This window comes from Lactobacillus pasteurii DSM 23907 = CRBIP 24.76 (assembly GCF_000297025.1).
GTDB lineage: Bacteria > Bacillota > Bacilli > Lactobacillales > Lactobacillaceae > Lactobacillus > Lactobacillus pasteurii.
The window spans coordinates 1-14,139 of sequence record NZ_CAKD01000021.1 but is presented as its reverse complement, the minus strand read 5'-3'; the positions used below and the strand labels follow the sequence as shown (position 1 = coordinate 14,139).

9 protein-coding genes are annotated in these 14,139 nt (G+C 38.3%); all 9 read left to right on the top strand.

Going from position 1 to position 14,139, the window contains the following annotated elements:
- The first annotated feature begins 62 nt into the window (after window positions 1-62).
- Window positions 63-503, top strand: a complete 441-nt coding sequence (locus tag BN53_RS05025; protein ID WP_009559837.1) for a hypothetical protein — start codon at window positions 63-65, stop codon at window positions 501-503.
- A complete protein-coding gene (locus tag BN53_RS05020; protein WP_009559836.1) occupies window positions 503-1,132 on the top strand; it encodes a Gp15 family bacteriophage protein in 630 nt (209 codons plus the stop codon). Before BN53_RS05025 ends, BN53_RS05020 begins: the two co-directional genes overlap by 1 nt.
- 3 nt (window positions 1,133-1,135) lie before the next feature.
- Window positions 1,136-7,267: an NlpC/P60 family protein gene (locus BN53_RS05015; protein WP_009559835.1), complete on the top strand. Its 6,132-nt coding sequence runs from the start codon at window positions 1,136-1,138 to the stop codon at window positions 7,265-7,267.
- Entirely contained in the window at window positions 7,254-8,048 is a 795-nt protein-coding gene (locus BN53_RS05010; RefSeq protein ID WP_009559834.1) for a hypothetical protein, read from the top strand. Before BN53_RS05015 ends, BN53_RS05010 begins: the two co-directional genes overlap by 14 nt.
- Complete coding sequence (locus BN53_RS05005; RefSeq protein ID WP_009559833.1) at window positions 8,048-11,479, top strand: endopeptidase; 3,432 nt, start codon at window positions 8,048-8,050, stop codon at window positions 11,477-11,479. Before BN53_RS05010 ends, BN53_RS05005 begins: the two co-directional genes overlap by 1 nt.
- Window positions 11,480-11,481: 2 nt before the next feature.
- A complete protein-coding gene (locus BN53_RS05000) occupies window positions 11,482-11,667 on the top strand; it encodes a hypothetical protein (protein WP_009559831.1) in 186 nt (61 codons plus the stop codon).
- Window positions 11,668-11,675: 8 nt separating this feature from the next.
- Window positions 11,676-13,235 (top strand): hypothetical protein, encoded by a 1,560-nt coding sequence (locus BN53_RS04995; RefSeq protein WP_009559830.1) that lies wholly within the window; start codon window positions 11,676-11,678, stop codon window positions 13,233-13,235.
- A 10-nt stretch (window positions 13,236-13,245) separates the two neighbouring features.
- Window positions 13,246-13,572, top strand: a complete 327-nt coding sequence (locus tag BN53_RS04990; protein ID WP_009559829.1) for a hypothetical protein — start codon at window positions 13,246-13,248, stop codon at window positions 13,570-13,572.
- A 75-nt stretch (window positions 13,573-13,647) separates the two neighbouring features.
- Window positions 13,648-14,139 (top strand): exocyst complex component 4 (locus BN53_RS04985; RefSeq protein WP_040537334.1); only part of this gene is annotated, 492 nt, incomplete at its 3' end.

Sequence of the window (14,139 nt, the reverse complement as noted above, 5' to 3'; positions counted from 1 at the left end):
AGTGAAGTAAGTCCAAGTTCTGGTTCAGATGGTGAACATCAATAAAGAGTAAGGGGAAATTTATGAGTTTAATTACATTAGACGATTTTAGTAAATTCGACAATCACAAAGATATTAAAATTCCAGGAATTGAAACTACTTGGAGCATTGTTTTTAACGATGCATTCCGTGCGAAAGCGTCCTATATTGCAAGTAAGGTAGAAAAACTTTATCAAAAACAAACTGATGATAGCTATGATCAAAAATTACTAGCTATGTCAGATTCTAAGCGCCGTGAAGTTATCGAAAAGGATTTAGCAGAATACCGTGATGCATGTGTTAACGGTATTAATGAATTACTTAACGATGGTAAAGCAGGTAACCAAATTTATGATGCATTTGGTCAATCAACCGAAGTTTTAGCTCAAATTATTGGTAAATTAAATGATGAATGCGACAAAGCTTTAAACGTATCAGAACAACAATCACAAGCACGTATGGCTAGATATGATACTGATCGCTAATGTTTAGCTTAACTAAAACGCCACCTACACAATTGGAGTGGCGCGGTAAGATTTATGAAGTTGATTTTGCTTTTGATAATGTATTGCTATTTTTGCAAATGCAGGATGATAGCGAACTAACAGAGTTTGAAAAGTATCAGCAGACCTTAAAACTATTTTTCCACAAAAATAAAAACATCCCTGCTGATCCAGACTTTTATATAAAGTCACTTGAAACTATTTCAAAAGTGATCAACTTTAATCCTTATGGCTCAAATATTGATGGTGAAAGGGGCGTAAATGCTACTAAGCAGTTTGACTATGTCAGAGATGCTGGTGCTATTTACGCCTCTTTTTTAGATCAGTACGGAATTGATTTATTTCAGCAAAAAGGCAAAATGCACTGGCTAGTGTTTAAAGCCCTTTTTGATGGTCTCAATTCTAAAACATACTTTAAACGTATTTTGTCAATCAGGAATGAAGACCCAAACAAGTTTGATGATCCAAATGCTAGAAGCGAGTTGCTTGATGCTCAAAACTATTATGCGGTTGATGGCTCAAAGTCAGATGATGAAAGATCAAAAGATGCGCTTAACAGTACCGGCTTATCGGGCTTGTTTGGTTCGTTTACACAAAAGGAAGGGGGGTAGTATATGGCAGATGGTGTTATTACTATTGACGTTGATTTTCCTTTAAATAAGCTAAAAACTGATATAGCAGCCGTTAATGATTACTTAGCTAAGCTAGGTAAAAATACTGGCGAAAATATGGACGATAGTTTTAAAAATAATGCTGATAAGGTAGTTGATAAGGCTAAAAAGACAAGTAAAGAAGTCAAAAATGAACTTGATAAGCCTGTTAAAACTAAGTTCGAAGCAGATAATAGCGACTTAAAGCGTAAAGCAGATGAAGCTAGAAGAACCACCGAAAGAGTTCCTAAAAATCACAGAACTAAATTCACTGGTGAAGATCACACGGGCGGTATTTTCTCAGCTATTCACAGTCACTTTACAAAAGTTCGTGAAGACGGAGAAAAAACACACTCACTTTTTAGGTCAATTTTCTCAGCTAATATTATTTCAAATGCTGCTATTGGTGCGTTTGGAATGGTCAAAAATGCTATTGGCGGAATGCTTGCAAGCGCTAAGCAGTATGCAGTTGCTCAGCAAACAATGAACGCTACATGGTTGACGCTTACCGGTAATGCTAGCAAGGGTAAAGCAATGGTTAATCAGATTAATGATTTAGCTGCTGCTGCTCAAAATAGTACCGAGATGGTAGACCAACTGTCACAACAATTCTATGCTATCAACAACAACGCTAAGCAGACCGGACAACTTACAAAGGCAGTTTTAACTTTACAAGATGCATTCGGTAAAAGTGATGCAGCCGTTCAAAATTTCGGTATGCAATTCTCTCAGATGATGGCAAACGGTAAAGTTTCAGCAATGGATATGTTGTCTATCGTCAACACATTCCCGAAGTTGAAGCCTATGTTGGTTGAGTATGAAAAAAGAATACATCACTTAAACAAGTTTACTAGTGCAGACCTATCAGAGATGATGCGTAAAGGTAAAGTATCATCACAAGATATGATTAACGTTCTGCTTGAAGCTGGTGAAAAGTATAAGAGTGCAACAGGGAACTTTACAAACACAATTCCTGGTATGCAACGTGTTTTTTCCGCTCAAAGTCAAAGACTGCTACAAGCGATTGAAGGACCTATCACAAAGGCTAAAAATCCTTTTTATGGTGCTTTATCTAAATGGGTATCATCCAGTAAGACGATTAAAGAGTTCGACAAGCTAGGTAAAACATTTTCAACTGGTATGAATGAAGTTATCAGTGCACTGTTTGGCGGTAAAACGGTAAACGTGGCGAAAGTCATGGACAACGCGCTTAATGGTATTACTAATAGCTTATCTAAGATTTTTAGTTGGATCGCTAAAAACGGTAAGGATATTAAACAAATATCTGGTGACCTAGTATCTATTGCAGTTCAAATTGGTAAAAATGTTTGGAAAGATTTTTCTAGTATTTTAATTTCAATCGGGCGTGCGTTTGGACTTGTCGGTAAAAACTCAGACAAGGGAAGCAGTGGCTTACATGCTATTGCAGAGATGCTTGATGCTATTTCAAAAAATAAGCTAGCTATTCAACTTATATCTAAGTCAATTATTGCAATAGCAACTATTAAAGGGCTTGATAGAGTTGGTGGCACATTATTTGGTATTGGCTCAAACCTTTTAAATTTAAGTAGAGGGTTACGTGGTATCAAAGAAGTTGAAGGTATTTCTGAAACTGGTGCTAAGTTCCTTAAAGCCGGTAATGGTATTAGAAAATTTGGATCAATTCTAAAAACCACTTTTAAAACTAGTCTTAAACTTGGTAAAGCAGCTTTTAAAGGTATCGCTTTTGCGTCAAAAGAGATGGGTCGTGCTTTTACACAACAGATTAAGTTGATGGGTAAAGCCGTAAAAAGTCTAGGAAGTGGATTACTTAAAGCAGCAAAAGCAGTAGGTAAAGAAGCCATGAGTGCCGGTCGGTTCATTGGCTCACAGATAACAGCCGGCTACAAAAAATCGCTTAAAATTGGCAAAGGCCTTTTTGGTAAAGGATCTGGTGCCGGCGTTCTAGGCGGTTCCCTTCAATCTATGCGTTCGGCCGGTGGTTTTAGCGGATTGACGACAGCCGGCAAAATTACAACCGGTTTGGCCGGTGTTGGAGTGGCTGCAACGGCCGGAATTGATATTTATAAGGCTATTAAATCCAAAAACAAAAAAGAAAAATATGAAGGTATTGGTAAAGGTATTGGAGTCGGTATCGGTGGCGGTATTGGCTTATGGTTTGGCGGTCCGCTAGGTGCTGCAATTGGTGCTAAAATTGGTGAAACTGTCGGAAAATGGGGCGGTAAAGCCGTTCTTAACTTTCAAAAAGGTTGGAAGTCCAAAAAACCACCTAAAAACTTTTGGAGTATCGAAAATCTAGGATATTCAACGCACACGGCTTTTAATAGCTTTAAAAAAGGCGTTAACAATATCATCAAATGGTTTAAAAAGAACTGGAAGGAAATAGGCCTTTACTTTATCAATCCTATTGCCGGTGCTATTAACTCACTTTACAAACACAATGCAAAGTTTAGAAGTTGGGTAAACGGGCTTGTAAAGACTTTTAAGAAGCTTTGGAGTCCTATAGGCAAATGGTTCGGTAATGTCGGTAAAACGGCCGTAAAGTTGTTTAAATCAGCATATAACGGTATTGCAAAATGGTTTGGCAATATTGTTGGTGGCGTTAAGAAAATTTGGAACCCTATCAGCAGATTTTTTGGCAATGTCGGTAAAAATTCCGTATCAGCCTTTAAAAAAGGTTGGGATGGCATAACACACTGGTTTAGCAATCTAGTAGACGGCATTAAACGCACTTGGGACAACTTTTGGGGTAAAGTCAGCGATACTATCAATGATATTTCACACGGTAAATTCAAAATTGGGCCGTTTCATTTTGCTGAGGGTACTGATTGGCGTAAGCGTTACGGTACATTGGCAATACTTAATGATGGTACTGATAGCCCACAAACAAACAACCGTGAGTCTATTATTCACAATGATGGTACAGTTGAACTTTTGCCAAACGTTCCAAATCTTAGAAGAATTTTATTGCCGGGTGAAGAGGTTATTAATGCTCGTGATACCGCAAAATTATTTGGGGATGTTAAGCATTACGCAAAAGGTACAACAACCGTAACTGTTAATACTGATAAGATTGATCCGGCTATGCTAACCATTAGCAGATCACTTGCTAAAAGCATCAAGATCAGTCAGGACTCTTACAACCTAGCTAAGAAGGAAGCTAAGAGAAAACAGGATAGACAAAAGGAAGTTGAAAATAAAGAGCGTAAAGAAGCTAAGAACAAGCCGTACAAGGTAGAAGGAACCAAAACAAAAGGCAGTGTTCTAGTTGATAAGGGTTTGCTTTACGGTTCAAGGAAAGAAACGGGCGTTGCTACATATGTAAACGAAAAATTGTTTAAACGCTTGATGTCTTACACCAAGGCCAAACCTATCAAGGTTAATCCAAACTCTCGGATTAGATACACACCAATCGAAACAAGGAACGTTGGTAAAAATACAGTACAAGTTGACGCAAAATGGCTTACAGGTGCTAAAAAAGCCACTGGTCACTACGTAACGCTTGATAAAGACGCTTATGCTAAGCTTTTGCAATTTACTAAAAAAGAACGTGAGTACAAATTGCCAAAACACAGTTCCACAAGACGTCGTTCTAATTTAACTAGTTCCCGTTCAAGTAGTCGGAGTTCAAGCGGTTCAAGCGGTTCAAGCTATTCCGGCGGTTCTGTAAGTTCAAGCGTTCATGCTAGTGTAAGTGGTCTAAGTTCTGTTAATACTTTGAGTAAAGCCCTTAAATCAATCAAAAATAAAAAGATTAATGTTACGGCTAAAATTAAAGGCTCAAAGTCGGTTAAATCTTTTGAAAGCAAGATTAACAAATTGGCTAAAAAGAAGCACACTATCTCTATTAGCACTAAGGGAACTAAGAGCATTACAAGCACTACCAAGAAAATCAAGTCACTTAGTTCAAGCATTAAGTCAGCAAACAACGCAGCCAAAAAATACAAGTTTGGCAATCGAATTGCTGATCAAGCAGAACAAGCGGTTAAAGGTTTGAAGGGTAAAGGAAATTTTGCTAAGCAGTTCAAGAAACAATCATCAGACTTCAAAGACACTCTATCAGGGCTAGTTAAGGCTACAAAATCAGACTTTAAAAAAATGTATGATGCACTAGCTAAAACCACTTCAAAAGGTTCTGATAAGATTAGTTCTAAAAACAAATCTTTTGGCCGTGCTTTTAAATCCGACTGGAAAAATTTAGAAAAGAACGTTGATGCGGAATTTTCACACTTTTGGTCAGTCATGCAAAAGACGGCTAGAACTGGTTTGAGTAAAGTTATTGGAGTTCTTAACAGTGCTATCAGATCTATTAACAAAGTTGTTGCGGAGTTTGGCGGTAACAAACAAGCTATTAAACCAGTTAAGTTTGCTAGTGGTACCGGTGCTTTTGCCGGCAATGTCAGACGGCCAATCACACGACCAACCTATGCAATGGTAAATGATGGTAACGACAGCCCACAAACCGGCAATAGAGAAGCTTTATATAGACCTTCGACTGGTGAACTTGGAGTATTTACCGGCCGGAATGTGCCTGTAATGCTAATGCCGGGGGATGAAATTCTTAACGCAACTGAAACACGTGAACTCGGTTTAGTTCATTATGCTAGCGGTACCGGATATTTAAAGAAGTTATATAAAGAAGCACAAGGCTATTACAATCATCCTTCTAAGAGCTTAAAGAAGATGCTTAACTTCAAAAAATCCAAGGGAACAACCGCAATTGATCAGCTAGTAAACGGAGTGTTTGACAAGGCTACAATGCAAGTCAAAGACTGGTGGCAGCAATTGTGGGATATGGTTGAAGATAAAATTGATGATGGTGGCGGTGCTGATGCGACTGGCTTACTTAAAGCCGTTGAAAAATACGGTGAAGGTCATCCTTATGTTTGGGGTGCAACTGGTCCGGATGCTTTCGACTGTTCCGGATTAGTTCAGTATGCATTAGGTAAGTTAGGTATCAAATATGCACACTATTCAGGCTCACAGTATGCGGAGTCTCAAAAAATATCTAGAAGTCAAGCTAAGCCGGGTGACCTTGTATTTTGGGGTTCTGGCGGATCAGAACACGTCGGTGTTTATGCTGGTGGCAATAACTATTTCAGTGCTGAAAGTCCTTCTACTGGTATCAGAATGAATAGCTTAGATAGCGTTACTCACAGACCAGGACCATTATTTGCGAGAGTTCCGGGCTTAAAGCATAAGACTGATGATGAACCTAGTGTTAAGGCTAAAAGCAAGCTACAAAAATCTATCAAACAAACTGTTGGTAAAGGATTTTGGAAGACCATTGATAAAATTGCTGATGAATTTGGGTTCGGTAATATGGGTGGTCATGCTGCAACAATGGGTATGATTGAAGCAGCTGCTAAAAAGATGCATGTTGATTTACCTACTGGTTTTGCTAAGAAGTTAATGCAAGTGATTATGAGTGAGTCCGGCAATAGATCAATCATGCAACAAATTCATGATGTCAATTCCGGCGGTAATGAAGCGCGCGGTGTATTGCAATTTACACCACAAACTTTTAAAGCTTTTGCTATGCCGGGTCACACCAATATTTGGAACCCGTATGATCAATTGCTAGCCTTCTTTAACAACTCAGATTGGCGTAACTCAATCGGCTGGACTACCATTTGGAACCATCAAAAAATGGATTGGTTACATTCTGGTCCACAGGGTCACAGACGTTTTGCACGTGGCGGTATTGTAACAAGCCCAGAAACTATTGAAGTGGCGGAAGCCGGACACCCAGAAAGTATTGTTCCTTGGGATCCTGCACAACGTGGCAGAGCTTATGCGATTATGCAAGCTACGCTTGATAGATTTAAGATGCAAGATGGTAACGCTCAAAAATTCCAAGATCAGCAAACAGGATATATTGATATGTCTAGAATTAATGCTGAAATAAGCGTATTAAGCGATAAGTTCGATCAAGTCCTTATGGCACTAGGCTTAATAACTAGTCAACCAACTACTATTCAAGTTGATAATTACTTAGATAAACGTGTATTAGGACAGGCTTTATATCAAACAGTTAATAAATTAACTCAAAAGAATGTAAGATTGGAGGCACATAGAATAAGTGGCTTTAATTAAAACGCTCAGAACAAGCGATATTGTTTACCATAATCGGTCTAGTACTGATTTTGGTTTAAAGATTTTATTTCCTTTTAACCCACCGGCACCAACACCAAACAAGCAAATGCTAACAATTCCCGGTAAATCGGGCGATTGGGCTGATAACAATCGGAGTTATCAAGCAGCAGAGACGGCCGTTAATGCGGTCATTAGAATACCCAAAAAATATGATGGCAATTGGTGGACTTTAAAGGGTGATATAGAGAATTGGCTTTACGGCAATGAAGATTGGTTAAAGTTCGAACAAGATCCAGATTATTTATATAGGGCTCAAATCGTAACGGCACCAACCTTTACACCCGTTAACCCTGAAAGAATAAATGCTACAATCAACTTTCATTTTCAGCCGTTCAAATTCAAAGAAAAAACAATTCATTACATCCCTATCCCAAAAAGTGGAATTATTTATAATGATGAAACTGTTAATGTTAAGCCAGATTGGCACATCAAGGGAACCGGGAACTTTATGTTGACTGTCAATGGTATGCCGTATGAGTTTGACGATTTGAACGGTGATCTTTATTTGATAGGTGAAGAAGGCAATGCCTATGCAAAAGATCCAAGTGTTATGAGTGATGATAATTATTTGTTGAATACTAACATCAGATTAGCAAACAACACGGCACCCGAACTATTGTGCAATGGCAGCGGTGAAAATTATCTAAGCATTGCAGCGTTAGACGATACATCAAAGTTAGAGTTGTGCGAACTTAAACCGCTATTAAGGAGGTTGATTTAATGTCAGAGGTTCCGGTTCCAGTAGAAGTAGATGATGGTTACACTGTCGGAGACTATGCAGAACAATCAGAGTTTCAAGACGTTATGCAAGCTCCTATCATCCAAGAAAATGCCGTTGATGATAGTTCAACAAACGGTATTTGTGTTCTGTTTGACTTCAAGTCATGTAAAGTAACGTGGCTAGCTAATCAAATTCCTACTTTACAGCTTATCTATCCAAAAGATGGTAAGTTTGTTAGGGAACTTCAAACGCAACGCATTATTATTGGCGATATTAACCGCAGTTTGACGCATCAAAAATTTAGGATCGCAGAAGTAATTCCAACTGATCAAGATATTACTGTTAATGCTACACACATTATAGGTGAGTATCTTATTCATAATCCTATCAAGGGAAGCAACCTACCAAAAACTGATTCAATCTCGCAGCCAAACGTTACTGCAAGTTGGGTTTTAGGGATGATTATTAACAACCTGGTTCGGCCAGTTCCTTCAATCAATATTGATAGTGATGTTATGGATGTTAAGAACGTTAACCTTGATACTTCAAACACTGATGCACTTAATTTAATTATTGATCCAGACCAACAAGGTGACGCACCGGCTAACAGCGTTCTAGCGATTTACGGCGGTGATTTTGTGTTTGATAATACAACTATCTATCACAGAAAAAATGCCGGTAGAGACCGCAATATTTGGGTTAGATACGGGCAGAATATTAAAAGTTATAGCCAAGATAGGTCAATCAATGATACATACGTTGCTATCTATCCTTATGCAACTTACAGCCCAGGCCAAGCTTTGGCTACAAAAAGCAATATTAATTGGTCTGACCTGATTAATAAAACTGATTGGAGTTCTATAGGATCAGTGACCTATAGTGCCGGTGGTAGCGTTGATGTTTATGACTGTCCCGTAGCTGGTCAAACAGCGATTAGAAAACTTACAACCGGCCAAAAGTTGAAGTTGGGACCTATGTTAAATGATGGCACTATGCTTACTTCTATCACTGGTACACAAGTTCAAGTTAACACTATGAATGGTGACGGCTGGTATCCTATAGCGCCTGAGGATGGTGGCGGTTGGATTGAGTCTGCATGGGTCAATTTTAGCAAAAACGGCGATTACTTGATCAATGATGCAACCGGTCATGTAACGGTTGCTGCAAGTGGTACTGATACACCGTTAACCCGTTGGGCGATAAAAGGTACCGCAACTGTTACTTATACACAAGGTAACCAACGCATACATGTTTATTATTCACCTGATCAAGGCCCGGATCATTATAGAGTTACTGTCAATGGCAAACCAGTTACTTATAAAAACGGTGAACGCATTGAGTACGATTACATAGCGGTTGATGAAAACGGGAAGCGCTGGTATAGAATAGGACTGCACGGGTGGTTGTATGGTGATCACTTGTCTATTAATAAAGAGACTGATGTTCAAGCCTACCAGTCAAACGGATATGGCTATGTTAAAAAAACAGCCAAAAAGTATAATATTGACGAAAAAAGCGGTAAAGTCGTTGAAGAAACGAAACACTTATCATTGACCGAGGCTAAAAAGCTTAAAAAGAAAAAATATATTACTGTCGTGCGTGGTACTGGTAAAAATCGAAAAAAGGTTCAAATTCCTAACCCTGATTACTTAAACGGCGGACCAATCAAGCAAAAAGAAGGCTATTACAGCCTTAATTATGGTCAAATCGTTGTTGCTGGTACTGTTTATTACAAGCTATCAAACGGATCATACGTAAAAAAATCAGATATTGACCAAAAGAAGAAAAAAACTCAATTGCCTGAAAGTCCTTCAAAAATTGAGTCAAAAATTGTTTCAACTAAGGGAAAAATTCAAATGTATTCCACGCCCTCTAAAGGTTCGGCTCTTAATTGGTCAATTCCTGTTGGTGAAAGTTTCGATATATCACACACGGCGGAAGGCGCTGATGGTAAAACCTGGTATGAAGTGACCTACAAAGACCACACGGGTTGGATTTTGTCAGATAATACTTCTACCAGTGCTTCAACTGATATGGAACCTACCACATCAGACAACGACAACCCTTATGGTGAAGACGACGAAAAAAACGTTAAAGTAGATGATCAAGTTGTTAGAGTAGAACTTGATGATACTTTTGACAATGTTTTTAACGGCGCTTTATACGCAGAGGGCGTTAATCAGTCAGAGAATGCTCATATCATGAGATTAGATTTATCTGCTTATATCAAGCATGATGATCAAGATCAATCAGGCTTACAAGCTGATGGTACATGGTCAGCAACAGCTGATGATAAACAGCAGTTATATCAAGCAGCAGTTAACGCTATGCAGGAATATAACATTGGCGTGTTCCCAATTACTATGCAAGTTGAATATGCTGATTTGGATGGCACTAAGTCTGATTTACTAGCATTAAGCATGTATGACACGGTTAACGTTGACTTTACGCAGTTTGACAAGGTAGAAAAAGGCCGGGTGTCTGGTACTGTTTGGAATATGGCCGGGGAGTATTCTAGTTATGACAGCGTAACTATTGGGGAACCACCTAAAACCTGGGCACATACTCTTTTAGATCAAGCAAAAGAGACAACAAACCAGATTGTAAGCCGGTCAACCAGTCGAACAAAAGGGCTTTTAAATCAGTATGATCAAGCACTTCAAAAAGAAGGGTCATCAAGGTTAGCAGCAGAACGACAGTTAATGAAACAACTGGGTTTAATTCAAGAAGTTACTGATTCACAAGGTAAAAAAATTGATGCACAAATTGTATCATTAAAAAACTTTGAAAATCGTATGGACAGCATACAAAGTCAAGCACAAGAGATGGTCAGTTGGGTTTACAACGTTGATCAAAAAAATACAATTAAAGCAAGTCCTGATTGGCATGATCCAACAATGCTCACTGCTACAACTAGTGACGGTGGCACAATGGCATTTTCGGCAAACGGACTTGTTTTTTATGATGCTTATGGCCGGGAACGGCCTAGAACTGGTATTACGAGTGATGGTAAAGTTTACGCAGATAGCATTTTAGCCGGTACCATTGAAGCGGTAAATATAAAATCATGTTTGGTTGAGTCAGCATTAACAATTGGTGATGAAACAAATATGAAGATTTATATTGGCGTAGAAAATAGCAATAATATAATTTCTAGTTTAGTTCCTGATGATATTACTTCAAATGTTATTTGGGTGGTATCTAATGGCTATGAAGCAATGTATTCCAGCGGGCAAGTTGCGGTTAGTCAAAAATGGTCGTCAAACGGAGTAGACGGACAAGCTATTAATACTCGCATACATCCTAGTTATATATCAGTTCAGAATGATGCTAACCACGTTTTGACAATGGCCAATTTTTCGAGTCATGAAAAAAATACTATTAAGGATTGGGTTCGAAGCTGGGTTAAATCAACAGCATGGAAGGGATAATAATGAATAATAATGTAAACAAGTTACCATATACATTAGCTGCAAATTTTGGAAATATGGTTGCACAGCTGCAACTTCAAATTGCAAAGTTAGAGACGGATAATGCTACATTGAAACAAGAATTGAGTAGTAAAGATGATCTAATCAAAGAGTTGCAGCATAAAATTACTAATTTAGAAAAGAAGTAGGTGATTAAATGGCTAATGATCAGCTTATTTTGCAGATCAACAAAGTTAGTTCTAGCGTTGATAACCGGCGTTTAAAGTACAATCAAGCAGAACGAGGCAGGGCAATTGATGTTACTGTAATTGATAATGATGGTTCTAGTGCGTATGATTTAACCGGCAAAACTCTTATCTTTACTGAGGATAAGATAGAAAACAAAATTATTGTTGATAGTTCGGACTCATTAGGATCACAATCTGGTAAATTTATTCGTACTGATGAAAACGACAAGGCTGGTAAATTTACATATGTATTTACTGATATTGCTATGCAGCAGAGCGGTGAAGCGTGTTTTGAGTTTGTGACCGACTCCAAACATATTGACGTTTCAAGTTCCTTCTTTATTGATATTCAGGCAACTGGAGCACTAGCACCTGAAAACACTTCTTATGTATCAGATATGGAAGCATTTAAAGCTCATTACAACGCTATTATTAACAATGCTGATGCTCAAATTAAAAGCGTTACTGATAGACTTTCAAATGCGTTGGATAGTGCTATTGCTAGTGGCAATGCTACATTACAGGAAAAAATAAAGAGTTACAGTGATCAGTTTGATCAATATCTAAAAGATTTTGACGCTGCAAAAGCACAAAACTTAGAAGACTTGCAGAACTTAAAAGATAAGATTGCGGAAACTGAAACTGATGCGATTAGCAAGATTGTTGATGGCACTAACCAACAAATTCAGCAAGCAAACGACAAGTTAAACGCTAAGTTATCCGAGTTACAGGATGACTATGACGATTGGAAGGTCCAAACCGTTAAAGATTTCAATGCGACAGTAGACCCAATAAAGCAGAGCATTGATGCAAACAGGCAAAACCTTGATGGCGTTACTAAGTCGGTTAAAGATACCATTGCACAAATGCAAAGTTTGCAAACGGAGCTAAACAAGGTAGACTTTACCAAATTTGCCCAACTGTCAGATTTAACCGGCTATTATACGAAAGATCAGGTTGATGAGTTACTTAAAACGGATGTTAAGTCAGTTACCGTTAATGGCGGAGAGAAATTTACCCCAGATGAGTCAGGAAACCTAGCTTTACCCGTACCTGATCCAGATTTAAGTGACTTTGTTCATAAAAGCGAGCTGGTTCCGAAGGCTGACAAGACTTACGTTGATAGCAAAATTGATGCAATTGATTTTGGCAAGATCAAGTTTCGCATGCAGTATGTAACTGGTGACAACAAGACCGCTGACAGCACGTGGCAAGCTACCAAGAATGCAGACGGCACTTACACGATTGACTTGTATCACGATGACTGGACGGCTCAACGTGTGGTTGATTTGCTTAACCAAATAGGTGGTAAGGCAAATGCCAGTGACGTTAATAGTCTGCAAGACCTGATTAATCAGCAAAATCAAACAATTCAGTCACTCACAACGCGTCTAACTAACGCAGAAAACGAAATTAAGTACATCCAAGACAATTACATTGAAGGTAGACGATTCCCAGCATCACAAGAAGCGCAAGCAGAAGCTTGGGAGAACGAAAAGCCTACAAGACTTGCAATGATTGAAAAGTAGAAAGGAGATAATGATGGAACTAAGTCATTTACTTTTAAACAAGCTCAAATGGTTCAACGTTGCTGACAATGCTGACAAACTCACTGTTAATGGTCGAAGTCTTTATGCGCTACCTTCAAAGATTAAAGTAAATAAGAATGTTGTTACTGATATTATGTCAGTAGAAGGTGGCTATTATTCATATACCTTTAGTAGGGACCAAGTTTTTAACGTAATCGGTGCTTATAAAAGCATCTACCATGACAATGGTAAAAAGAGATATATAGTTAGCTATTCGGGTCCAAGCGGAAATTATATTTTGTCATTTTCTGAAAGCGACTGTACTCCAATCTGGTAACGGATTATAAAAATTGAAAACAACATAGCTTACGGGGCGTTCTCGTGGGCTTTTTTTGAAAGAAAGGAGCCAATTATGGCAGAAGAAACAACAGTAAGTATTGAAGAATTCACTGCTCTAAAAGAAGAATTCGAGCAGTTTAAGGAACAAGCTTCAAAACCTCAAATGGTTTGGGTTTCTGGTACTTATTTAGGCAAAAATGAGGATTGCTATGGTCCAATCAATGCACCTCATATGATGAATACAAATGAATATCCTTTTGTATTAACCGGTCCTGATCCAGATATGAAGCATCCAAAGTATGATTATGCAGCTAACAAATGGATTGACCGTGGTGAAGCATACTATGAAGCACAGGTTAAGGAATTATCCAATGATTTAAAAGGATATACTCAAACTGTTTCAAATTTACAACAATCACAGAACGTAGCTATTAATCAATCAGCTCAATTGGCTAAAATGCTTGAAAGTTCAAAGCAATCACAAGAAGCTACGCAAAAGGCTTTACAACAATTGACAGTAATGGTTTCTAAGATTGTACAAACGGCACCAAGTTCAAATCCAACT